A 23,566-nucleotide genomic window follows, 5' to 3' on the forward strand; every position below is an offset into this window, starting at 1 on the left:
TTGCAATCATTGTTTTATTATTTTTGTCACCACAATGAATGTACAAGAAATAAAATCTTTAATTCGCAAAGGACAAGTAGGCAGATATCAAGTCGACGACAACCTTTACTTAAGAATTTCTAGCAGCAAAACAGCGAGCTGGACATTTCGGTACAAAATTAATACAAAAAGAAAAGAGCTGACCATTGCTAAATTTGGTGATGAACCGTTAGGCTTGCCGCTAGTAAAAGCGAAAGCGGTGGCAGCTAGCTACAAAGCCTTGGTACGTGATGGAATAGATCCTAAAATACAAAAGAGTAGAGACTTACTTTCAGATCTAAAAACAGTTGATCAACTTGCAGAAAGTTGGCTTAAGGACTGTAGAGAAAGACTTAAATATCCAAACATACCTGATCGAGTTTATCGAAAAGACATAGCGCCCCACATTGCTGAACTACCGATAGTAGAGGTTACTCCTTTAGATATAAAAAAAATTATTCGGACTATTAAAGAGAGCGGACGCCCTACAATTTCAAATGATGCGTTGGTTTACTGTAAACAGTTATTTAATGAGGCTATTAAACTTGATTTAATTTCTTCAAATCCAGCCCTCCCCTTCGATACGAAAGATGCAGGTGGTAAAGAGCACTCAAGAGATCGAGCACTTTCACTTACAGAAATCGAGCTTACTTTTAAAATAATGAGAGATAATCAGGACTGTTTCGTTAGACAGAATTATCTAGCATTTATACTACTTATTTGCCTTGGTTGCCGAAAGGGAGAGTTATTAGCTGCAAAATGGTCAGAGTTTGATTTGAAGAAGCACGTTTGGAATATGCCCAAAGAGAGAAGCAAAACCGGAGTATCAATAACTTACCCCTTACCTATTAAACTTGTAATAGTTTTAGAAGAGTTGAAAGTTCTTTGTGTTGGCTCTGATTACGTATTTCCAAATAGAAGAAAAAGCATTCGATTCCCGCATATTTCTATGGATACATGGAATGCTGCATTATCAAGTTTATTCAAAAAAGATATACTAAAAATTCCTCATTTTACAATTCATGATCTGCGTAGAACTTGCCGTACGCTGCTTGCAACTGTAGGCACCGCGCCACATGTTGCAGAGCGGTGTTTAAATCATAAGCTTCCAAAAATTATGGCTGTTTACGAACAATACGATTATTTTGAAGAGCGAAAAGAAGCTCATGAAAAACTAGTTCAATACCTATCTTCATGCTTTTAATTTAAATTAGAAGCATATGCTCTTAACTGTTGATCTTATTGTGTTCGTTTAAGCTTAAATCCAGTTGATTTTTGGGTTACTTGAGAACCTTCAAAATGCATCGGTTTTATTATATCTGAATTCATTTTATTTCGTTCAGCCTCAGTATAAACCTTTGGCCTAACAAATCTCTTATCCGCGAATTTAAAAATAAGGTAAGAGTCTATCCATAACTGCTTGTCGATCCCGTACTGTTTGGACTTCCCAACTTTCACTAGACAGTTTTTTATTCGACTTTTGATAAATTACTGATGCTACAGACAAGTATTCTATCTATTCATCCATACCAACACAGAGATAGATTTTGCTTTCGTAGAAAGCGGATTAAATAAAAGAATTATTTGTACCAGAATTAATCATATTTAAAAATTTTAATCGGAGATATCATTTTTTCTTTTTTGCTCTGATTCATATGTCCAGATTCCTCTTTTCTCTCTTTCCATTTTGATCTTCTGAGGAAACAAACAATTGATATTACTTCGTATACTTTCGAAATACTCTTTCTCTTCGTCTAATTGCTGAAGACGATCGATAATTATGTCACAAGGTCCCAGCTCTGCTCCTATCCATTTTCTGTTTTTAAGCTCTGCAACCGCATAAGTTGTTCCTGATCCACCAAACGGATCAAATACTATGTCACCTTCATTTGTAGACATTTCTATCACTCTATCTAATAATTTTATAGACAGTTCATTCGAGCCTTCACGCTTCTTGTATTTAGCATGCCTTACAGGTGAAATATCTTGCCAAACGTCTGTAAGACTAACCCCTTTAGGATTCATCTTATGCTTATAGCCACCGTAATCTTTCACTTCTCCATAACATTTTGGACATGTTTGCATCGGCATACGATCTGAGTTGAATGTATTAGGTTTTTCACCCTTTATGAAATATAAAAGAGAATAGTGAGAGGGGTAAAGTTTGTTTTTTATTGGAAGGCTATATTTAATGTCTGTAGCAATCCAATGACGAAAGCTTAACCTAGTATGTAAATAACCAGTAAGTTTACTATTCCACAATGGCAGATTCCAAGTGAAAAATGCCCCCCCGGGTTTTAATATTCGAATACATTCAGCGATCCATTTTTCTGACCAAGATAAATAATTCTCAACTTTAATATTATCATCCATTTTTGATGGATAAAGTTTGCTTAAATTAAACGGAGGATCAGCAAAAACTAAATCAACAGAGTCACTTTCTATTTGACTCATAACCTTTAGACAGTCGCCTTCAAATAATTTACCTAAACGGGTTTCAAAGACTAATTTTGAAGTACCTATAGCCAAATTATTTTTAACTTCATTATAATCATTTTGAAGTATTTCAATTATTTTATTTGAATTACTTTGCATCGCATCCAGAACCGCATGATTAATTCTCCCCATATTAATCATTAATTCCAACTCAGTAATTCCTAGATTTTCTCCAATACTTTCCAAATCTTTACCCGAAGGGATAATATTTTTTTCATTGTAATATTTTAATTGGGCCACAGAGATAGAAGTGGCTCTTGCGGCGGACTTTATCTCTGCACTAGAGCTAGGCTCAACATTTATAGCTTTAAAAAATTGGTTTGAATAACCCATGTTTTACACCTTAATCATACCTTTAAAGATTCTACCATGAAGATCTCAAGCCTTCACTAATAAAGTCCTATAGGACCACCGACAAAACCCCAAAAAAAGGTCCCATAGGACCTTACCACATTAACCCGCCATAAGTAATCTATCAATATTCTATTAGAAACAATTAATTTGGATAAGTTTTTGAGGACTTCACAAGAAAATAAGTTCAAATCTCAGCTTGGCTTCGAAATTAGGGCAATTAGAGAAAAAATGGGAATAACCCAAGAACAGTTAGGTGCAAGTTTGCGATTGGACTCCGCATATATTTCAAAAATTGAACGTGGCATCAAACCTATTCCGTTGCAAAGCCTATTCGAATTATTTTCGTTCTGTGATGAGGAGTCAGTTAACGAATTGATTATAAATATTATTGATAAGGTAAAAAATTATGATAGTTACATTGGAAAGAACTGGTGACTTTATACCTGATGAAGTAAGTAATGATATCGTTGCAATAGTGACTGATACACTTAATGGTATTAAAACGACAGATACTGAATTCATTATAAATGACAAGCTTTGCTTTAAAACTCAAACAAACGGGAAAGTGACTCCCTGTGTCACTAATTCAGCAACTTTTATATCTAGTAAGTTCCAAAGTTTACTTTCAGAAAAAAATGGGTGTAAGGGTGAAACAAAAATAAATGGCCAATCTTTTGATGGTTTTATACAGCGTTCTTATAATCATGTAGGATACAAGATTATAGATAGGAATAATCTACTAGAAGTCATCTTTAGCTATATCGCCGAAAATAAATTAAAAGATGCTATGGTGCATACTTTATTTCCAAAATTCTATGGTATGTATGTTGAGCGTGGCTGCTTTAACATTAGTAACTTGCCCATCTCGACTCACTGCTTATTTCAAGAAGAAATAGTGACTTCACATTTTCGAGTTGGAGTAGAGTTTGAAACTGGTAATGTTGCGAGTTCGTTTAGGGCAATTAATAAACTGGGTATCTTATACCAGCAAGGGTTTATTGATGCTGGAGTATTTGTTACAAGTGCTTCTAGACCTAGAATCTGGCCTACATCGAATAGAAATGGTTCATTTCCAGAACTTATAAATAGGGACTATGAAAACCAAATTTCACTGCCACTAATTTGTATAGGCTTCTCACCTGATAAGTACGATCAATCTGCCCCTTTCCTTAGTCGTTCAGGGGACACTTATAATTTAGTAAGCTTAAATAAAATGGACCCTACAGGTATTTATCGTGTCTATCAAGGTCAGAATAATGAAGAAATATTAATACCAGAATAATAAATATATACACACTTTTATCAATAAACAGCCCTGAACTCAGCAACCCTATCATTTAGGTTTTTTAAGTCAGCATATAAATCTGTATGATTCGGTCCATACTCAAGAGCTTTTATATTGTAAGTTTCATTCCAATCATTTTTAGCTATTTCACTGTTAGCATCTTTTTTAGTGATCACATAATGAGGGAAAGTACTAGAAGAGGTAACTTTTACTTCTTCTAATGCTAATAATATATCTGGGTCATCCATGCTACATCCAATAAACACACATGTATGAGTAAGGAAAATAGCTTTGAGTAATTCATAAAACTGAGGGTGGTTCTTTTTAGCACTATGATATTGTGCTTTCGTAAAAATCATAGAGCGAGAATCGTTTATACAACCGTGGGCTTTAATTATCAATCTCGTATCGGATCTCAATAAGTCACCAAGATCTTCAGATTTATATGTTAATACTCTATATCCATCATTAGCGGTGTGATGGCAGTAACTTTCGTAAATCTTATCAAAGTTAGTGGTAACAACTATCTCTAAGTCTAAATCTAAAATATGCTCATGTAACTTGCTAGCTTTAAACTTAGGGTTATTAAAGCTTTGGTTCATCAACGCATCATATTCTGCTGGATTTGCGCTATTTTTTATAGCTTGAAGTGCTAGTAGATATTTTTTTTGCCCAATTAACTCTTCAACTTCATCTTTAAGTATATTATCAGTAATTAATTGACTTGCCATATTCATAAATTGCAGCCAAGTTTGCGGAGCATCGCCATCAGTATGTATTGCAGAAGCAGAAACTCCTGCACCTAAAAAAACAAATGCTCTTCTCCTGCCTATCTCACGAACTAAACTGGCTGGCCAATCAATCATAATTCATCACCTATATTCTCAATTAGCTTGTGGCAAATATCATTCATTAGCTCACTATATGATTTGACTTGTTTATTTTGGGCTCCAACAATCCCCTTAGAGCTATCAAGTTGATGTATTGGTGATTTATTTGTTTGAGATAACGGTACTAAGCTATTTACGTATGGTATATGACCTAATTCAAAATTAATATTTTTACCTTTTACTAGGAAGTCTTTCATAGAAGTATTAAATGTATCTGGGATTTGCTTCATCACTTCATCGTAAGCTTTGACGGGACGATGTCCTGTTTTGAAACTTCTTTTGACATATTGTTGAACGGAAAATCCTGCAAACCTAAATTTATCAGATGTATCTTTAATTATATTAAATGCATCTAGATCATTTTCTTTACCATCCTCAATGATGTCATAAATTGTTTTCTTATAATCCTTGTTCCAGTTGTTAATCCACCCAGCTATGTTTTTTATACCAAGCAAGCTAAATATATCGCAGCCAAATGGAGTGACTATATAATCGCTTTCCAAAATAATTGAACGGTTTAAGGCACCTAATGATGGGCCCACATCAAAAACAATATAGTCATATTTATTTTCAAAACTTTTAGTTAAATGATGACACCAGTTAGTTATCCTAACTCCACCCATTTGCCGCGCTCTTAATGTCCCCCATGCCTCACTTAACCTATCTTCAATAATTGACATACTCGGATGGCCCGGAATTATATCTGTTTGAAAATAATTACTTGTTCCAAGAATAGGAGTGATGTTTGTATTAATCCTAGGCTCACCATTTTCCAGTGGCTTTAATGCTGTATAAAGAGTGTCATATTTTGGGGTGTCTCTGAAATAAATATCTTCACATATATCATCCCCTAAAATCATTTGGGTAGAGTTGCATTGGGGATCCGCATCAACAAGTAATACTCGTTTACCTAGATAAATATTCAAGTATGAGACTAAATTACATGCCAGAGTAGTTTTTCCGACACCTCCTTTATTGTTAAAAAACAATATCGTTTTCATCTAATCCTTCCCCTGTCAATCATATCTTATGAGATTAATGTCAATTTAAAACTAGCCTATAGACAATTTTGTCATTTTTGTCATTTTAAGTCATTGATTTATTGTATATGTAAAACACTAAGGAAGTCACTGGTTTGAGGTTATAAACAATAGAGTAACGATGAAAGCGGGAGATGTAATGGTGACAAAAATGGTGACAAAATAAAATAAAAACTATAAAAAAACAAGAAATCACCACCATCAAAGGGATTAGTGAATTTACAAACAAACAGATCTAGAATATTGAATAACAAACTATAACGTTAGAAAAGGCCATGATTATTCCTAATTATGGCCTTTTTTATTACCGGCTATAAAAGCGTACTTAAAGACGCTTTTAAGGTTTCAAACTTAATAGGCTTGGTAAGCACTTTATTAACACCAACTTTAAAACATGATGCCTTGTCATCGGTTGAAGCATTTGCGGTTAGTGCAAAAATAGGAATATCACTTAACAGCTCATGACGAATATGCTGCGTGGCGCTTAGTCCATCCATGGTCGGCATCATGATGTCCATTAAAATTAAATCAAAATGTTTGAGTTTCATAAACTCAATTGCTTCCACTCCATCATTTGCAATCGTGACTTTGTGATTTAGCTTTTGTAAAAACGCCTTAATAAGCACTTGATTGGTTTTATTATCTTCAGCAACCAGAACTGATAGTACAGGCTGTTTTGATGAAAACTCGGGTTTAATTTCATCAATAATCGCTTCTTTAAATGGCAGTAAAATAGTAAACGTACTACCTAGCCCTAACTGCGTTTCAACATTAATAGAGCCCCCCATAAGTTCAATTAGATTTTTTGAAATACTGAGGCCTAACCCTACTCCTTCATTTTTTCTGTTTATACCTTCGTTAACTTGTCGAAACGGCTGAAATATAAAGCTTAGATCTTTCTTTGCAATGCCCAACCCTGAATCTTCGATAGTAAATTTTAGTTTGTCATCTACAATATTTGCACATAATGCAATATGTCCTGAGTGAGTAAACTTGAATGCGTTGCCAATGAGATTAAATAGTATCTGCCCCAGCCTAAATTCATCACCCATAATATAGGTAGGGATATCGTCATTAATCGAAACTGAAAAAATAATATCTTCACTGTCTTCAATAATATGCAATTGCCCAACGATATTCTCAATAAGCAGCTTTACATTTAGCGGTTTATTGGCGATTAATACAGTCCCTGATTCAATTTTTGAAAAATCTAATACGTCGGTAATTAATCCATAAAGAATATCAGCACTAGAGTTTGCATAATTCAACCATTGGCGTTGCTCTTGAGTTAAATCGGTATCTATTAATAACTCTATCATCCCCATAATCGCATTCATGGGGGTCCTTATTTCATGCGACATGATGGTTAAAAATTTTGTTTTTGTTTTACTGGCTTCCTCAGCTTTAAGCTTTTCATTTTCAAGTGCAGTCTCTCGCTCTTTTGAGACTGTGATATCTTTGGCAATACCTAAATAGCCAATGAAATTTCCGTTTTCGTCAAATTGCGACTTACCATTGAGCGATACCCACAAAGGTATCGGGGCCTTAACCTCAAATTCAAAACCATTAAAATCCTCATGCTCAGCGACTAGCGCAGCAAAAGCTTGCCATTTCAGCGTGTTTTTTTGCTCATTTTTAGTACGCAAAGATTCAATGGTTTTATTAATAAATATTTGAGCATAGGTATTATCTTCTCTTTCTAAATTGTTAACGCTGGTAAAGGTCATATCTGGCTCGGTTCGCCAAAACCACTCACTGGCTAATTCTTTAAATAAAGTAGAAAGCTGAGAAAACTTATCAAGTAGTAAAACAGATTGATGGGTTTGCGCATGTAACTTATTTAATTGAAGAAAAGCGTGAAATACTTGCTGAAGAAACAAAATTATTGAGTGTGAAGCCAAAATATTATGGTTAACATTATTGATCACATGGGTGAAAATAAATAAGCACTGCTCTTTACCCGTATCAATCCCGATTAACAACGCTGTCTTTTTGTTCTGGTTATTCACCTCTTCTGATAAAGCAAATAATTGTTCTGGCAAGGGATTGCAACTATATGAGTAACCTTTTTTTAGAGCCTGAATAAATGCAGCACATGGTGGCCATGTTTTCTCATAAAAATCGATATTAGTTGTGCCGATAGTTAAAAAATGATGATGTGTTTTCTTTAAAACTATGCAGTCTTGGTATTGAAGCAATGGCTGTAGTAAAGCTGACATAGTGGCTAAAATATCAATTTCATCATCACACTGGTGCAATAACGCTAACTGCTTCTGTAGTTCCGTAAGAGTCATTAATTCATTACGTTGCATACCCATTCCCTCAGCTAAAATGCATCGCGTTTTGCAAAAAATACCAAAATCGATGTTATGACTAATAAATATAGAACAAAATTTAATATAAATCATTGAGTTATTTTTTTGGCACGATGGAATGATTTCTGCTTTATTAATATAAATAAATACATTAAGGCATAGCTATGAAGATAGTGTGTATTGGTGGGGGTCACGGATTAGCGCAAGTATTAAGTGCGATAAAACCCTTATGTAGCCACCTAACAGCGATTGTAGCAACTACCGATAATGGTGGTAGCACTGGACGCATTAGAGAGGAGCAAAATTGTATCGCTTTAGGTGATATAAGGCGCTGCTGTGTTCAACTTGCCGGTGAAGGTACCCAAGCCCAGGCTATGTATGAACATAGGTTTACTCATGGTGATATGGCGGGTCATTGCTTAGGAAATTTAACACTGCTGGGGTTAATCCAGCAAACACAGTCTCCCACTGAAGCTATTGCTGCTTTTAACCATTTGCTTGGTAACAAAGAGACTGTGTTGCCTATGTCTGATTTACCCACAGATTTAGTAGCTGAGCTAAACAATGGTGAGAAAATATTTGGTGAATGCGCGATTGATGCCTTAAACGAGCTACCAAGCACCGTTTACTTATCAAAAGCAGTACCGCCAGCAACAGGTACTATTGAGGCTATTTTAGATGCCGATTTAATAATCATTGGCCCAGGTAGTATTATTACTAGCGTAATGCCTGCTTTTTTAATTACAGAAATCACTGAAGCAATAAATAAAACCTCTGCGTGTAGAGTATTTATTGAAAACACAGCGAAAGAAAGCAGCGTGATGCAACATACAAAAATTGCCGGCATTGACTGGTTACAAAAGAAGCTCGGCACTAAAGTATACGATTTAAGTATTTCTCCTTCTGCCATTATTGAAATTTTACAACAGGGAGAGAAGTGTGAGGAAGCAGGCAAGCATTTACATAATATTAATGAACTAAAAAATGTATTTTCAGAGTTATTAAAAAGCTCTTTTAATACTGAAAAACACGCTTAATGATTTTGGGTAAGTTCTCTCATATGTTCGAAGGTTTTTTTACTTTGTGCATCAGCTAACTTTAAGAGGGTTACAACCTCGGTGTCTAAGCCATTAACCTTAACTTGCTGCTCAATAAGCTGGCACGTTTGCGCTAATCTTGTTGCACCAAAACTATAACCGCTACTTTTTAAGCTATGAGCGCACAGTTCAATTTCTGCGGCATCGGTTGAGGAAAGCATTTGCGCCACTAACTTTTTAGACTCATCAACAAAAACGTTTATCAGTTCAATGGCCATACTATCACCAACATCATACTTTAGTTGTTCTATTACAGATGTATCTATCATAATTTTCTTTTGGAGCTCATTGTGAATAATCAGATTATATTGTTTGTAGACTCTTCAATGATTGGTGGTATTGAAACTCATATTATAGAGTTATACAAGCTGCTTCACAAAAATCAGGTTAGTTGTTCAATTTTATTTTATAAAAATCATGGGAATAATGAGTTTTACGAGTTACTTGATAAGCAAAGCATACAGTATAATTTTCTGCAAGGTACACTCATTAGTTTAATCAAGCGGTTTCACAGTTACGATCGCAATACAGTTATTCACACCCATGGATACAAAGCCGGTATTTTAGGGCGTTTAGTTTGTAAAATCACAAATAAGCATTGTGTTAGTACCTATCACGCGGGGGAAACTGGCAAAGGAAAGATGTGGCTTTATAACAGACTAGATTTATGGCTTAGTCGATTATCAACCAACTTTGCGGTATCTGAAAAAATTAGTAAAACAATAAAAAACGCCCAATTACTGGAAAACTTCATAGCAATAACCAAACCTCCCAGCACTGATTTTGCACAACCGTTACTTAGAATCGGGTTTGTTGGGCGCTTATCTTATGAAAAAGGCCCTGATATATTTTATGAGTTAGCTGAAAGTATGCAGACTAATAAGCAGGTGCAGTTTCACCTTTTTGGTGATGGCCCAATGCGTGATCGTATTCCACAGCTAAACAACCTTAATTACCATGGTTTAACACCCCGAGATGATATTTGGCAACATTTAGATGCCCTACTTATTTGCTCAAGAGAAGAAGGGCTTCCTATGACGCTTTTAGAAAGTATGGCGAATTATAAAATAGTTATTAGCAGCCCTGTGGGTGCTATTCCTAGCATTATAAACAATGGGGTTAATGGCTTTTTAATGAAATCAGCAAATACACTAGAGTGCCAACAATCGATAGAAGCATTACTCACCTTATCTACAATGCAAAAAAGTGAAATAGCACACTCAGCATACACTATGCTTAAGGAGCGTTTTTCAGGTAAAAAACAATTTAACTTGCTGCAAAGTGCTTATACAGCAAAAACAATATTATAAATTTTCTTCCCACCCTTTAATTTTTCGGTACAGGGTTGAAGGGCTTACATCTAAAAGAGCGGCAGCTTTGGGAATATTAGTTGCGCATATTTTTATGACCCGCTCTATATATTCTTTTTCGGCGATCCACAAAGCCTTAACCTCACTTTCAACCTGCGGTAACTCTTCAAACTCTTGAACTGGTAACGATGTATGTTGCTCTTTAACCAGCCCCTCGTTACCTGACTCTTTTTGCGGGCTTTGTGGCAATGCTGGTAGCATAGATACATCAATCCACTCTTGTGGGTTAAGCACTAAAATATTACGGATCACATTTTCCAGCTGCCTAACATTACCAGGCCAATCGTATTGTGCTAAAAAGTGCTTCACATCATCGGTTATCCCTTTATAAGGATGTTGCTCTTCCTTGGCTATTTTAATAAATAGCGCTTGCGCTATTTCGATAATATCTCTGCCGCGCTCTCTAAGTGGTGGCAGCTCAATAGGAATAACATGCAGCCTGTAATATAAATCTTCTCTAAATCGACCTGCCTCAACCTCAGCAAGCGGGTTTCTATTGGTTGCACAAACAAATCTCACATCAACCTTAACTTGTTTTTCGCTACCGACTTGTTGATAAGTACCTGTTTGAATAAAACGAAGTAATTTACTTTGTAAATTAATATCCATTTCACATAACTCATCTAAAAACAATGTCCCCCCATCCGCCTGCCCTGCAGCACCTAATCGGTTTGCAATTGCTCCAGTAAAGGCACCTTTTAAATGGCCAAATATTTCACTTTCAATCAAATCTTTGGGGATAGCAGCACAATTAAGTGCAACAAAGGGCTTGTCGGCACGATTAGAGGCTTGATGAACTGCCCGTGCACAAAGCTCTTTGCCAGTACCACTTTCACCGGTAATAAAGACTGTGGCTTTACTCGCTGCAGCAGAGCTAATAACTTGATACACCGATTGCATTTGCTTGGAGCTACCAATCAAGTCAAAGTAACGGCCATTTTCATAAATATTTTTATACTTGGTAACCGTTTGTTTTAAATTTTTTATTTTGAGAGTGTTGTTAATAGTTATACGAAAACGTTCTGCCTCTACAGGCTTTTCTAAAAAATCACTAGCGCCTAACTTAATCGCTTGAATCGCCATTTCTTTGGTAGCATGCCCAGTTAATACAACAACTTGCGGAAAATTATCAGGTTCTAGCTGAGCTAGAATATCTAGCCCGTTCATGTCGGGTAACATGACATCAAGCACTATCAGGTCGGGTTTTATTTTATTAATAATATCAAGAGCGGTTGCCCCATCATTTGCCACCAGTGTGTTTACACCTGTCGGTAAAAGATAAGACTGATACATCATAGCAAGCGACTGAGTGTCTTCTACAATCAGTATTGTTGGTGGCATAATCCCATTCCTTTTAGCGACTCGCTAAGAATTATTTAGAGAAAAAATATTAACTTATGGATATTAAGTTAACTATACATAGTTAATTAAATCAAATTCAATTGATGATTATTAATGAGGCATCATCCACTTCTTTAGAAAGCGCAACCTGTGAATTTTTCCATAACGAGTGTGCAAAATCCTCTGCTGAGGAGCTTTGCATAGGGATGATTTTTTTTAATTCGGTCATTTCGTCTTTATCGGTAAAGCGGTTATCCGTCCAACCATCAGTGTAAAGTATAATATGTTCAACATTATCGAGCTTGGCTTCATATAAAGTATATTGATGATCATTAGACAGCCCAAGCAATGGTCCGGTACCATTTAGCTGAGATAGCTCACCATTTTTACTGATAATAACCGGTGCGGGATGGCCAGCATTGAGCCAATACAACTTATTATTTTCTAAAAAACAAATCATTAAAGTGACTAAGCTTGATTTACATAATTGCTGTTTATAAAGCGCATTATTCAGCGCAACGAGCATTTCTTGATACGCTAACCCGGTCGCTAAAAAGCCACTTATAAAACCTTTTATAGCAAAGCTTTCTTTGAGCGCTTGTAAGCCATGGCCCATCATATCACCGAGTATAAAAGCAGTACCTTCATCATTAATTGGCATAAAAAAGTCACCGCCATTACCCACACTAATAGAGCCAAAAATATGCGCTGTTTTACCATGCCCTAAAAGCACTTTAGAAGGTGTTAATCCGAATGTACTTTGATAGGACAAGTATGCAAATCGATGAGTTACTCGCTCTATGCTTTGTAATAACTTATTTTTTTTAACTGGTTTTATTAAGTAATCATCAACCCCTAATCGATTAATTTTACTGATCACTTCTTCGCTATCATCGCCAGTTAACATCACCACCGATAACTGAGATTTTAAATTCGATTTATTAAGCTTTTCCAGTAATGGCTCACACGTTCCTTGTTTAAGTTTATGATCAAGTAACAATATACTAGCATCAGAGGTTAAAATAGCTTGCCAACCAGCCTCTATGTTTTCGCAGGTGATGACATTAAATTTATCTTTTAGGTAGGCGCTCATTAATGCCAACTGAGTGATGTCATCGTCGACATAAATAATACTCGGTCGCTTATCAATGTTAGTTAAAGGAAAAGAAAAATAGTTTTTACCTGCTCGCGTGTCATAGGTAGCATCAGCAAAGTAATGGCGAATAAGCTCGACCCCCATCCCACCTTCTACCAACTCATCCGATGCTAATGTCCATGATGAGTTGTTTTGTTTAAATAAATTATAAGGCTTAAGTTCATCTATAAAAGTTAATTGGTAAGTATCATGATTTATTTGGTTAATACGCAACATTATAAGCTGCTCATCGCCCTCATTATGGCGAATTAAGTTAGTTAGGTATTCGGTTGCAACTAAGCCTGCTGCATCCGCTTCATCTCTGGTCACCGATAAAGCGCCCAGTACATGCTTAAGTACTTGGCGTATTTCAGTTAAGGTCGGCCATAATAATTCAAAACGCCGCTCAAATAATATATCCATAAAAGTCTCAGTAATGTTTAAACAACCACTTTTGTTTATTTATTTTGCTGGTTAAAAAAGCGCACAACCTTGGCCATTTTGGAGAGTGTCGTTGTAAGAGCAGTAGCATGCGCTCCCCTAAAGGAGCAAAGCTATGTTGACTTACCAGTAACTTTATATTGCTATGACCCGCTTGCTTAAGCTCTGCAACGCCTTGACATAACGACTCTTCATTATTAATACCTAGCGCAATAGTAACCAAGGTCAGCTCGCTACATAAGCTTAAAGAATGCAGTGGTACATTATTACGATTTAACTTTAATGCTGGCGACATATCCAGCAACACATAATCATATTCTTGCTTTAAACGCAGTACCGCTTCATTTAAAACATGTTTGTTTTTTGCTGAATCAATTGACTCTAAATTGTGAATTGTAAGTACTTCAATACCTTGATAAGGCATAACACTGAGCTGACAGGAAATATCATCAAAACGCCACAACTTAGTCAATGTTGGCAGCTGTTTGTCTAAACGAAACGAACTAATAGGGTTAAGGTCGATAACGAGTACTGACTTATTTTGACTTTTTAAACGTTGAGCAACACTAATACAGGCTGTGGATGAACCTTCGCCACCGTACAAAGAAATAAACGTCACGCACCGTGCTTCATCATCAATCAAGGTGTTACAGATGGTTTCTAGTTCATGATACTGCCCAGGTATCAAGTTCATAAGCTTATCACCAAAGCAATTATGGTTATAAAGTCGAGGAAGTTATCTTTAAATTGACTAATTAGGTCTTGACCTTTATCGGGCACATATAGCGTATCCCCAGCTCTAAGTACCGGAATATTGGCCGAGTTTGGAGACTTTATAAATTCCTCAAGATTAAACACGCGAGATTGTTCTTTACAGCATGAATGGTTCACAACCACTATTTTGTCAATGAGAGCTGAACTTGACGGCCCTCCAGCTTCAGCAAGCACATCTAAAATAGACATCGTATCATCAAAGTTATATCGACCCGGCTTTTGCACTGCTCCCATAATACGAACAACACGCTCTTTAGGGGTACGTAACCAATCTTTGTCTTTTTCTGGAATAAATATTGTGTCGCCGGGTGACACATGAGGAAATAACGTTTCATCACCAGTTTCAAAATACATCGCTAAATCAAGTTTGCTCACTCGAGCGCGATTACCATTACGGTGCGTAACTCTAATATTACGAATATCCGCACTACCATTAGGACCATCTGCTGCTGCCAAAATATCAATAAAATGCATATTGTCATTGAACGCATAGCGCCCAGGGGAACCTACTTGCCCCATGATATAAATAGACTTGCTCGATTCTTGACGTATCCATTGCGATTTATTGTCTCCGGGGTCTACTGGTAACTCTTCAACAATAATAGTATCGCCAGCAATTAAACTCGGCAGCGCAATTTCACCGTTAGTAATGGTGTACTTTTCAAGATCAAATCGCTGGGTGACATCGCCATTTCGCAAAATTTTAATATCGTTCACGTTAGCCCCTTTAGTAGGGCCACCAGCATGCGCTAACAAATCAGTAAAGTCCATTTCATCACTCCACTCATAACGACCAGGAGATTGAATAGCGCCTATAATTTTAATCGCTCGTTTTGTCGGAATTTTTAACCAGCTTTTTTCGTTAACATCTGTTTTTTCAGGAACAAATATTACATCACCGGGGTTTAAATCGGGCACTTTAGCGGTGGTTAATCCCTCACTATAACCCTGTAAATCAAAAAGAATGCTCTCTCCAGCAGGGGTTAATATTTTTATTTGCCGTGTTTCTGCAAAGCGCGTTGGGCCCCCTGCATTTGCTAAAATGTCTAAAAAGTTAGTACTGTCGGCAGCCTCATAGGCACCGGGCTTTTGTACCTCACCCATAATATAAACCGTGCGCGATGTGGTATTTACATCATCCACCATAATCGGCACATATATGGTTGATCCCGCTTTTAGTAGCGGCATGTTGTTATCAGTAGGTTTATCTAAATATGCTTTTAAATCAAAAATAACAGGAGCTTTATCAACAATCACTCTAATTTTAGTTACATCCGCATAGCGAGTAACCCCTTCCGCACGCATCAGCGCATCTAGAAGCGTCATATTTTCTTTAAACGAAAAACTACCAGGGTTGTGCACTTCACCAAGCATAGTAATGGCACTGTTGTCGCTTGCATCCCCTGTAGCACTAAGCGTTTGTGCATCAAAATCAATTTGTACGTTACCAAGGAGTGGAGAAACAGGCACAAACACAGTATCTTCACTTTTAAGCTTTGGTAATAAATTTATGTCGCCTGAGTCTAAATATGCTTTGTAATTAAATTCAATTACTTCATCTTTGCGCCTTATTTGTAAGCGATCGAGCTGTGCGCCAGGTCTTAGGCCATTTGCTTTAGCTATCACCATTTGAATATTACCATCATCGGGAATACTCACCTGTGAGGGTGTGATCACATACCCTAAAACATTAATAAATATATCTCTGCTTCTCAGCTCCACATAAAAGTCATCTATTGCAACAAACAACTCTGCAAGAATAGGTTTAAGTTCTGCCTCTATTTGCGCAACCGTTTTATTACCTACCTGAAACTGCCCCACCTCAGGTATATTAATTTGACCTTTTTTGTCGACCTCAAAAGTTGTTTCAAATTCAAGTTCCCCTGGCACATATAAAAACAGCTTATTACCTGCTTGTACTATGGATTCATCGGCTTGCGCTGCAAACGCAGAGTTCGTTATTAAAAAGAAAAAAACGAAGACAGTAAAAATAAATCTCATACATTACTCCTTTTTCTTTTCAATAATTTTAGTCCAATTCATTAGTGACTTTACTTGTTTGCTATTTTCACTTTGCGCGTTAGCATCTAATATAATAGCCTCAACTCGGCGGTCTGAATGGCGTTTTTGCTCACTTTGCTCCGACTCGCTAAATGGTTTTAAACTGCCTTGGGTTAAAGTGGTAATGTTATAGGTAGGCACGCCATAAACACCCAGCCAATGCTTAACAGTTTCAGCGCGCTTTAAAGCCAGCTCATAATTACTATTTTTACTGCCTACAGAGTCAGTATGCCCGATAAGCAAAATACTAATACTTTCTAATTGTTTAATTAAATCGGCTGCTTGAGCAACCCGTACGGCATATTTAGGGGTTATTTCAAAGGCATTGAATGCAAATTGGTTATCACTATTTAACAACTCCGCTATTTGCTCTTTTACATTAACTAAAGCGGGTTGTTCATCAGTCGATGCAGCGCAATTAGTCAACTTTCTAACGGTATCAAAGTGATTAGCTAATTGATTAAGGCCATGATAATGAATTAATAAGTCGTGCTCCGCGTCTTCCCACATTTGGGCTGCAATTAAACGTCGGATACGATTTTCATAAATTTGAGCTTTTAATAACTGCGCTGGCATACAGGCATTAATATCTTGCGACTTTAATAATTCAAGCTTAAGTTCTAAGTGCTCAAACTCACTACGAACAATACCCTCAGGTTGATTAAATGTTTCATCAAGCTGCTGATCATCTAATGGATAGTTTTGGTATTTTTCGGCCATACCTCCTTGTCCTTCATCCGGCCAAGAAGCACACCCACCTAAAAATATGAAAATGACAATTGCTATGCGCGCCTTCATAAAACTCTCCCTGGTAACCTCTACACAGCGTCAATAAATGGAATGGTTTTATCCACTCTTAATAAATTCATTAACTTAAACGGTTGTCCTGTGACATTAAGTAAAGATAGCTTATTACTATGTTTTTCAATTCTTTTATATAGAAAAACAATAGCACCTATTCCTGAAGAGTCGATAAATTCGGTTTTAGAAAAGTCTAAAACAACAAAATTCGAGTCTTGCTCAACGAGCAGCTCAAACTGATCTTTTAGCTCATCGACAGCAAAGCCTGAAAAGTCATCAGGAATGGTAATAACGGTTTGATCGGTTTTGTTGGCTACATTTTTCATTTTAATTACCTATTAAAAGTATGAACTCAAATAGACAGTTACAAGAAGAATGCCAAACTTAAACCACTGAAATATATTAACTTTAATGATTTGTTAATTGATTTTTGAAATAGAAGTGCATAATGCAATTGCTTTTTGGGTGTGCAATTGCATTATGCGAAGCGGGTTATTGGCCTTTACCAGTAAAAATAACAACCAATGTTTTAAATAAAATAGTCAATTCCATATAACACCAGCTACGAGCTGATGAAGTGCTCAACATATAGGCGTAATCCCAGCCAATTTTATTGCGTGCATCATCAATAGTTTCATCATAACCATTCATCACTTGTGCTAACCCAGATATGCCTGGTTTTATGCCATAGGTACGCTGACAAAAATACGGAATATCTTTTTCAAGCTTGGAATAAAAAATAGGTCGTTCAGGACGTGGCCCTATCAGCGACATATCGCCTATGAGTACATTCCATAATTGTGGTAATTCATCTAATCTTGTTTTGCGAATAAACCGCCCTACCGAGGTAATACGCGGATCATCTTTACTTGCCCACACCGCTCCACTTTTAACCTCAGCATCAACCACCATAGAGCGAAATTTTAATACGTTAAAAAGTGCCACAAAGTCATCATCACTCTGCCCTACTCGTAACTGTTTAAACAACACTGGTCCTTTAGAGCTGAACTTAATCACCAATGCAACCATGAGCATTACAGGAGACAGAATAATTAGGCCAATAGTGGAGCCTAAAATATCAATGCCGCGCTTTACTGCTCTAATCACAAGATTATTAGACTGCTTAGTTTGGTGAACGCGCTGCCAATGCTCACTATATTCACCGCGTTCAAATTTAATAATCCCCCAAAAAGCACACAAGTATGCCGCTACAATATAGTTAATACTGTCGATCACCGGCCATTTAGTCTTTATGCTCAAAAGCTGTTTTAATGCACCCAGTCCATGTACAACGGCTAATGTAATACAGGCTACTTTGGCTAAAAACACGTTAGAAAAAACCGCCAGAAAAATTAGTAATCCATAAATCAATACCAGTATAATGGGCATAATGCCACGTAATACCTTGTGCGAAATATAATTAAAGCTTACCCAGCCTAATTTTGGATTAAATAGCTCAGACAGCATTTTAATTTGTTGCCAATTGCCAGCACCTAACCTTACTCTTCTTGCGTAATCATGGCTTTGTTTATCGCATTCACGTTCAACAATGTTGATCTCGCTATTTACTAGCGCTTTACCACCTTTATTAAGTGCTTTCATCGACAAAATAAAATCATCGTTTATAGTGCTCGCATCTAATAACTGAGCATATTCGGCGCGTATAGCAAACATGGCACCAGGTACGCCAATAACAGCGCCTAATGATGACTCCATACTTTTTACTTTATTTTGATATTGCCAATACTGTTGCTGCTCTTTGGTGGCTAAGTCATCTAATATATAAACCCCAGTGATCACATTGACCTGAGGGTCTTTAAAATCAGTATCAATTTTATTTAGTACATCAACGCTCAGTAACGCACTAACATCGGTGAACAGCAATACATCGTAATTTGGCTTGGTTAGTTTTATTAACTCATTAACACCAAACGACTTGCCTTTATTGATCTTATTAAAATGCAAATGGCACACTACATTTTGCTTTGCAAGATGCGATTGAGCAATCATTGCCTCGTCATAGGTTTTGTCTGTACAGCCATCAAGGTAGATATGAATAGCATACTGCTCTGTGCTGTATAACATAGAGCCAAGGTTATAGAGCTTTTCACGAATATGTTTTTGCTCGTTGTAGGCGCACATTAAAATACCAAAGCGCGTTGTTGGCAGGGTAGCGCTTGATTCGACGTTTACTTCATCGTTACTAAAAAGCTTTAATAACAATAAGTAACCAACATGATGGTACAATACCAACACAATCAAAATCGCCAATGTAATCAGTAAAAAAGTCATTGTAATCCCCTTATGAAGCTAAACCATTATAAAAATGGTCATAGGCTTCACTCATTGTGTTTGCATCCGCAATTGAGAGAATATACTCTCGAATGCATTGCCCGTGCTTCATTTCCAATGCTTTCAATAGGGCAAGTTTTAAGCCAAAAGAATCATTAGGCTTTACTAAAATACCCTGCTCATTACTGACCACTTCGCTAATGCCACCGACATCAGTTGCCACTATTACTTTGCCACATGCCATCGACTCTAAAATAGATAGAGGTAAGCCCTCTCGTTGCGAGTACAAGCACATCACATTAATGGCAGAATAAAATAATTCCATATGCTGCACATTTCCTAAAAAATGTACTCGCTCTACCACACCTAGTGACACTGCAGCACTCATTAATGAAAAACGTAAACTGCCATTACCAGCAAATACGAGTTCAATCTCTTTGGGTAGCGCGGGCAGTAATTTAATTAAATCTAAATGACCCTTACCTGGCTCTAAACGCGCAGAACAGCCAATAAGTTTTTTGTCGTGCGGTAAGTTAAGCTTAATCCGTGCAGTAGCGTCATCTGTATCTATAAACTGCTGAAAATCAATGCCGTTAAGAATAGTACTATCAGCTTTAATAGCAGTTTCGTTATAAAACTCATTAGCGACCACGTTTGCATCAGCCACCCAATGGATTTTAGTTAGCTTATTCAATACCTTTGTGATCACTCGCTGTTTAAAATTTTTTAAATACCACGCATCATGAATTGTCGATACGTGTTTAACACTCGGGTTAACTAAACAGGTGAGGCTAGCGTAAAGCATTGGGCCAATGTGATGGCTATGAATCACTGTAATATTATGTTTTTTAATTATTTCACTAAGCTTTTTAATTACACTTAGTTCAAATTTAGGGGCTTTGTTTAAGCTTATAAGTTTTTGCTCAAAGGCTGACAGTGCTGGCCATTCATTTATTGCGTCCCGTTCTGTCCCTTCCAAAGAAACAATAATACTAGTGTCTGCAAATCGACTTTTTTGCATTAAAGTCACGGCCATTTTTTCCAGCCCACCTATTTTAAAGTGTTGAACTAAATGTAAAACGTTCATGTTAATTTCCCTCGCTAAGGAAGTGCATTGATGGACTAACCCCAGCATGTATAGTGCTGTGACCAACAATGGGTAAAATGGTAACCACGTCTAGTGACGATAGTTTTTCAATGGTTTGAATATCTTTTAAATGACTGTCGAATAAGGTAGCAACAAACACACAGGTGACACTGGTAAATATGCCTAAAACAATACCCATAATAATTGCCACCACGAGTGAAGTATTAATTGGTTGAGTAGGACTATAAGCTCGCTCAATGGTTTTAACTTTGTCAGGGCCTTCATACTTAACCAGCTTGCCTGTCACTTTTGCCATTTCGTAACGCCCTAACATGTCTTTGTATAATGACTGTTTAACATCGTAGTCACGCTCGAGCTTTCTAAGTTGTTTTTCTATATCACTGGTTACTAATAAGCGATCACTTACTGAATTGACTTGTTTTTCTAACATGTCGTATTCTTGCTGATGCTGCAGAACATTATTTTTAGCTTCTTCTAGAGCGAGTATTTGTGACACCAACACATTACTTTCATTGTCATTTCCACTGGGTAAGGTATTAGCCATTTGCCAAAGCTGATCAATATTAGTGGCATCAAGGCCTTTACCACTTTCAATTAACGCTTGTTGCCGCGCTCTAATGCTGAGTAGTTCGCGCTTTTTTGAAACCACTTTGCTGTGTTTATCGGTATAGCGGGTTTTTAAAAAACTGAGCTCTGATTCTGCAGTAATTATTTTCTCTTCTATACGACCGAGAATCGGGTTTGCTTGACCCATTTTTGTAGTAAGTGCCTCAAGCTTGGCATTAGCGCCTGAGAGCACAATGGACTTTTGTTGTTGATCACTTAATAACTTATCGAAAGTTTGCCTATTACTGTGTAAAACAGCGGGTAAGGTATTACTGTTTTTTGCTTTAAAGCTTGCCAATGAAGCCTCAGAAATCTCCAACTCTTCTCTTAAACTTACCAGTTGCTGATAAAAAAATTGCTCAGAGGTATCCAGTGATGCTTTCGTTGGGGCTAATAAACTTTCTATAAATTTCTCTACCACTTTTTCTAGCACCGCCTTCATTTGGGTTTGGTCATGCCAAATAAAGTTAACCCGAACTAGCTCGTCTCCCACCAATGATAAGGAAAGCGCCTGTGAAAGCTCTTGATGTATTTTTTCTATTTTGGCGGGGGATGCATCCTTTGGTACTAAATTGGTTTCTTTTGCCACGGCAATCAGAACTTTGCGGCTGATCACTAAGGTGCGCAAAGCTGCCATCCTATTTGATAAATCAAACGAGAACGACAAATCATCTAAATAGGGATTAAGCAGCGCCGATTCTTCTATAAGAATAGTGGCGTGGTTTGTATATTGTTTTTGTGACGTTGCCGCGAGTACAATCACTACTACGGGTACAATCAGCAACGGCAAAACAAATAACTTTGCCCTGGTGTAAACAGCGTACAAAGCTAAATAAAGTAATCTTTTTATTTGCTCTCTGACTAACATATTCGCTACCCATTGATTTGCATATTGCTATGCGAAACTTTGCGGCTATTTGCAAAATAAAAATTTACAGCGTAAATAGCCTTCTTTAATGGAGTAGTTGCACAGGGCGCGCCAATATTATAGTTATGGTTTAATCGGAGGGATTATTTAATATTTGTAGATCGTTGATCACAGTGAGTGCTTTTACCGGCCAGCTATGCTCTTTCGCTATGTTTTTTTGGACTGCATGCAATAAACTTAATTTTGCTTGACTGAGTGACAACGCCTGATCAATTTTTTCAATAAAGTTATTCTGTGACTGAGCGATAAAAATTTGCGAGTGATAATGATTCACTGCCGCGAAATCGGTTGCGACTATCGGTTTGCCTACCGCTAAATATTCTTTTAATTTAAGCGGGTCGCAAGCCCTAATTTGCTCATTATCAACAAATGGTAAAATAGATACATCCCAATGAGCCGAGAAAGATACCAACCGTTTATGCTCAACCGCACTAATATGCGTTACATTTTCAAACTGCAACAACCCTGAAATGGGAGTGGTAATATCGCCAACTAATACCAATTGATATTGCGGCCTAGCAGTAGCCAACGCCATTAATAAAGGGATATCTAGCCAGGTATTGATACTGCCATAAAAGCCAATAATGGGGGTTTTAATAGCGCTGATTTCTGCGGCTTTGTCGACATTACTCGTAAATAAATCAAAACTCACGCCATGTGTTAGTAACTTAGTTTTTTTAGCAGGCATTTTAGTTTTTAATAACTCGCTGATCACATAAATAAGATCTGCGTTTTTAATCAGCTGCTGCTCAAAAGGCGCAATCAGCACAGGATCAACCCCAGCCAGCGCACTAAAATCGTCACCACAATAATAAATTAACGAGTCGGCAGCTCTTTTATCAAACAGATAGCATGCCGTTGGCACACTTAACCAATATACAATAGGTTCACTGGTTTTATGAGCACCAATATGACGAGAGAAAACCCAACGGTTATAACAGCGCACTAAGCGATTATCATGCCATGGTAAAATAGGCAGTTTATATACCGTCATATTTTTAGGCGTGGCTATTTTACTATTATTAGAGGGTTGAAATAGCTGCTTAAATTTATTAAAAATACGTTTTATATCGTGCAGCTTTACGCTAGGTTTACGCATTCCTACAGAATTAACCCAATTCACTTGCTGTCTTTTTGCAAGCTCTGAAAATAAATGCTGAGTACTACTAGGGTGGCTCCCCCAATCTTCTGCAAAAACAATAAATTTCATTCGT

Annotated in this window: 20 protein-coding genes; 5 read left to right on the forward strand and 15 right to left on the reverse strand. The window is 36.9% G+C overall.

All coding sequences use genetic code 11. The annotated features are described in order from the left end of the window. Positions 1 to 34: 34 nt before the first annotated feature. A complete protein-coding gene (locus PUND_RS13710; RefSeq protein WP_010392904.1) occupies positions 35 to 1,222 on the forward strand; it encodes a tyrosine-type recombinase/integrase in 1,188 nt (395 codons plus the stop codon). Between the two features lie 410 nt (positions 1,223 to 1,632). Here the strand turns inward: PUND_RS13710 and PUND_RS13715 are convergent, their stop codons facing one another. Beyond that, positions 1,633 to 2,847 carry a DNA-methyltransferase gene (locus tag PUND_RS13715; protein WP_010392906.1) on the reverse strand — a complete coding sequence of 405 codons (1,215 nt, stop codon included), beginning with the start codon at positions 2,845 to 2,847 and terminating at the stop codon, positions 1,633 to 1,635. A gap of 180 nt (positions 2,848 to 3,027) precedes the next feature. Between PUND_RS13715 and PUND_RS18470 the strand changes: the two genes are divergently transcribed. Both PUND_RS18470 and PUND_RS13725 read left to right on the forward strand, forming a co-directional pair. Beyond that, a complete protein-coding gene (locus PUND_RS18470; RefSeq protein WP_010392908.1) occupies positions 3,028 to 3,303 on the forward strand; it encodes a helix-turn-helix domain-containing protein in 276 nt (91 codons plus the stop codon). Further along, positions 3,275 to 4,150 carry a PDDEXK family nuclease gene (locus PUND_RS13725; RefSeq protein WP_010392910.1) on the forward strand — a complete coding sequence of 292 codons (876 nt, stop codon included), beginning with the start codon at positions 3,275 to 3,277 and terminating at the stop codon, positions 4,148 to 4,150. Before PUND_RS18470 ends, PUND_RS13725 begins: the two co-directional genes overlap by 29 nt. Positions 4,151 to 4,170: 20 nt before the next feature. Here the strand turns inward: PUND_RS13725 and PUND_RS13730 are convergent, their stop codons facing one another. The 3 genes from PUND_RS13730 to PUND_RS13740 all read right to left on the reverse strand — a co-directional run bounded on the left by PUND_RS13730 (position 4,171) and on the right by PUND_RS13740 (position 8,395). After that, positions 4,171 to 5,019 carry an SIR2 family protein gene (locus PUND_RS13730; protein ID WP_010392911.1) on the reverse strand — a complete coding sequence of 283 codons (849 nt, stop codon included), beginning with the start codon at positions 5,017 to 5,019 and terminating at the stop codon, positions 4,171 to 4,173. Beyond that, positions 5,016 to 6,044 carry a ParA family protein gene (locus tag PUND_RS13735; protein ID WP_010392912.1) on the reverse strand — a complete coding sequence of 343 codons (1,029 nt, stop codon included), beginning with the start codon at positions 6,042 to 6,044 and terminating at the stop codon, positions 5,016 to 5,018. Before PUND_RS13735 ends, PUND_RS13730 begins: the two co-directional genes overlap by 4 nt. 350 nt (positions 6,045 to 6,394) lie before the next feature. Then, positions 6,395 to 8,395, reverse strand: a complete 2,001-nt coding sequence (locus tag PUND_RS13740) for a response regulator (RefSeq protein WP_010392913.1) — start codon at positions 8,393 to 8,395, stop codon at positions 6,395 to 6,397. Between the two features lie 167 nt (positions 8,396 to 8,562). Between PUND_RS13740 and PUND_RS13745 the strand changes: the two genes are divergently transcribed. Then, positions 8,563 to 9,435 carry a gluconeogenesis factor YvcK family protein gene (locus PUND_RS13745; protein WP_010392914.1) on the forward strand — a complete coding sequence of 291 codons (873 nt, stop codon included), beginning with the start codon at positions 8,563 to 8,565 and terminating at the stop codon, positions 9,433 to 9,435. Here the strand turns inward: PUND_RS13745 and PUND_RS13750 are convergent. Next, positions 9,432 to 9,764 (reverse strand): Hpt domain-containing protein, encoded by a 333-nt coding sequence (locus PUND_RS13750; RefSeq protein ID WP_010392915.1) that lies wholly within the window; start codon positions 9,762 to 9,764, stop codon positions 9,432 to 9,434. The two genes, PUND_RS13745 and PUND_RS13750, sit on opposite strands and share 4 nt — an antisense overlap. Before the next feature lie 21 nt (positions 9,765 to 9,785). On the opposite strand from PUND_RS13750, the gene PUND_RS13755 reads away from it, so the two are divergent. Then, positions 9,786 to 10,805, forward strand: a complete 1,020-nt coding sequence (locus PUND_RS13755; RefSeq protein WP_010392917.1) for a glycosyltransferase family 4 protein — start codon at positions 9,786 to 9,788, stop codon at positions 10,803 to 10,805. On the opposite strand, the gene PUND_RS13760 is transcribed toward PUND_RS13755, so the two are convergent. The 10 genes from PUND_RS13760 to PUND_RS13805 all read right to left on the reverse strand — a co-directional run bounded on the left by PUND_RS13760 (position 10,800) and on the right by PUND_RS13805 (position 23,562). Next, positions 10,800 to 12,206: a sigma-54-dependent transcriptional regulator gene (locus PUND_RS13760; protein WP_010392919.1), complete on the reverse strand. Its 1,407-nt coding sequence runs from the start codon at positions 12,204 to 12,206 to the stop codon at positions 10,800 to 10,802. The genes PUND_RS13755 and PUND_RS13760 overlap by 6 nt on opposite strands. Before the next feature lie 97 nt (positions 12,207 to 12,303). Continuing rightward, on the reverse strand, positions 12,304 to 13,764 hold the full coding sequence (locus PUND_RS13765) for a SpoIIE family protein phosphatase (RefSeq protein ID WP_010392921.1): 1,461 nt from the start codon (positions 13,762 to 13,764) through the stop codon (positions 12,304 to 12,306). 7 nt (positions 13,765 to 13,771) lie between these two features. Beyond that, the gene (locus PUND_RS13770; protein ID WP_010392923.1) at positions 13,772 to 14,476 is read right to left on the reverse strand and encodes a cellulose synthase operon protein YhjQ/BcsQ; all 705 of its coding nucleotides are present in this window, start codon (positions 14,474 to 14,476) and stop codon (positions 13,772 to 13,774) included. Beyond that, complete coding sequence (locus PUND_RS13775) at positions 14,473 to 16,557, reverse strand: SLBB domain-containing protein (RefSeq protein WP_010392925.1); 2,085 nt, start codon at positions 16,555 to 16,557, stop codon at positions 14,473 to 14,475. Before PUND_RS13775 ends, PUND_RS13770 begins: the two co-directional genes overlap by 4 nt. A gap of 3 nt (positions 16,558 to 16,560) precedes the next feature. After that, entirely contained in the window at positions 16,561 to 17,415 is an 855-nt protein-coding gene (locus PUND_RS13780) for an OmpA family protein (protein WP_010392927.1), read from the reverse strand. Positions 17,416 to 17,435: 20 nt separating this feature from the next. Beyond that, a complete protein-coding gene (locus PUND_RS13785) occupies positions 17,436 to 17,744 on the reverse strand; it encodes an STAS domain-containing protein (protein WP_010392928.1) in 309 nt (102 codons plus the stop codon). Between the two features lie 166 nt (positions 17,745 to 17,910). Then, positions 17,911 to 19,710, reverse strand: coding sequence for a sugar transferase (locus tag PUND_RS13790; protein ID WP_010392931.1), 1,800 nt, complete (start codon positions 19,708 to 19,710; stop codon positions 17,911 to 17,913). Positions 19,711 to 19,720: 10 nt separating this feature from the next. Then, positions 19,721 to 20,797 (reverse strand): glycosyltransferase, encoded by a 1,077-nt coding sequence (locus tag PUND_RS13795; protein WP_010392934.1) that lies wholly within the window; start codon positions 20,795 to 20,797, stop codon positions 19,721 to 19,723. Between the two features lies 1 nt (position 20,798). After that, on the reverse strand, positions 20,799 to 22,292 hold the full coding sequence (locus tag PUND_RS13800; RefSeq protein WP_010392938.1) for a GumC family protein: 1,494 nt from the start codon (positions 22,290 to 22,292) through the stop codon (positions 20,799 to 20,801). Between the two features lie 130 nt (positions 22,293 to 22,422). Then, positions 22,423 to 23,562, reverse strand: a complete 1,140-nt coding sequence (locus PUND_RS13805) for a glycosyltransferase (protein ID WP_010392941.1) — start codon at positions 23,560 to 23,562, stop codon at positions 22,423 to 22,425. Positions 23,563 to 23,566 lie beyond the last annotated feature (4 nt).

This window comes from Pseudoalteromonas undina (assembly GCF_000238275.3).
Classification (GTDB): Bacteria; Pseudomonadota; Gammaproteobacteria; order Enterobacterales; family Alteromonadaceae; genus Pseudoalteromonas; species Pseudoalteromonas undina.

Bases quoted from the DNA above. Each gene is read 5' to 3' on its own strand.
- PUND_RS13775 (WP_010392925.1), bottom strand. From the start codon at position 16,557: ATGAGATTTATTTTTACTGTCTTCGTTTTTTTCTTTTTAATAACGAAC.
- PUND_RS13765 (WP_010392921.1), bottom strand. From the start codon at position 13,764: ATGGATATATTATTTGAGCGGCGTTTTGAATTATTATGGCCGACCTTA.
- PUND_RS13735 (WP_010392912.1), bottom strand. From the start codon at position 6,044: ATGAAAACGATATTGTTTTTTAACAATAAAGGAGGTGTCGGAAAAACT.
- PUND_RS13745 (WP_010392914.1), top strand. From the start codon at position 8,563: ATGAAGATAGTGTGTATTGGTGGGGGTCACGGATTAGCGCAAGTATTA.
- PUND_RS13710 (WP_010392904.1), top strand. From the start codon at position 35: ATGAATGTACAAGAAATAAAATCTTTAATTCGCAAAGGACAAGTAGGC.
- PUND_RS13730 (WP_010392911.1), bottom strand. From the start codon at position 5,019: ATGATTGATTGGCCAGCCAGTTTAGTTCGTGAGATAGGCAGGAGAAGA.
- PUND_RS13740 (WP_010392913.1), bottom strand. From the start codon at position 8,395: ATGCAACGTAATGAATTAATGACTCTTACGGAACTACAGAAGCAGTTA.
- PUND_RS13790 (WP_010392931.1), bottom strand. From the start codon at position 19,710: ATGACTTTTTTACTGATTACATTGGCGATTTTGATTGTGTTGGTATTG.
- PUND_RS13780 (WP_010392927.1), bottom strand. From the start codon at position 17,415: ATGAAGGCGCGCATAGCAATTGTCATTTTCATATTTTTAGGTGGGTGT.
- PUND_RS13750 (WP_010392915.1), bottom strand. From the start codon at position 9,764: ATGATAGATACATCTGTAATAGAACAACTAAAGTATGATGTTGGTGAT.
- PUND_RS13800 (WP_010392938.1), bottom strand. From the start codon at position 22,292: ATGTTAGTCAGAGAGCAAATAAAAAGATTACTTTATTTAGCTTTGTAC.
- PUND_RS13805 (WP_010392941.1), bottom strand. From the start codon at position 23,562: ATGAAATTTATTGTTTTTGCAGAAGATTGGGGGAGCCACCCTAGTAGT.
- PUND_RS13760 (WP_010392919.1), bottom strand. From the start codon at position 12,206: ATGCCACCAACAATACTGATTGTAGAAGACACTCAGTCGCTTGCTATG.
- PUND_RS13725 (WP_010392910.1), top strand. From the start codon at position 3,275: ATGATAGTTACATTGGAAAGAACTGGTGACTTTATACCTGATGAAGTA.
- PUND_RS13715 (WP_010392906.1), bottom strand. From the start codon at position 2,847: ATGGGTTATTCAAACCAATTTTTTAAAGCTATAAATGTTGAGCCTAGC.
- PUND_RS13770 (WP_010392923.1), bottom strand. From the start codon at position 14,476: ATGAACTTGATACCTGGGCAGTATCATGAACTAGAAACCATCTGTAAC.
- PUND_RS13795 (WP_010392934.1), bottom strand. From the start codon at position 20,797: ATGAACGTTTTACATTTAGTTCAACACTTTAAAATAGGTGGGCTGGAA.
- PUND_RS13785 (WP_010392928.1), bottom strand. From the start codon at position 17,744: ATGAAAAATGTAGCCAACAAAACCGATCAAACCGTTATTACCATTCCT.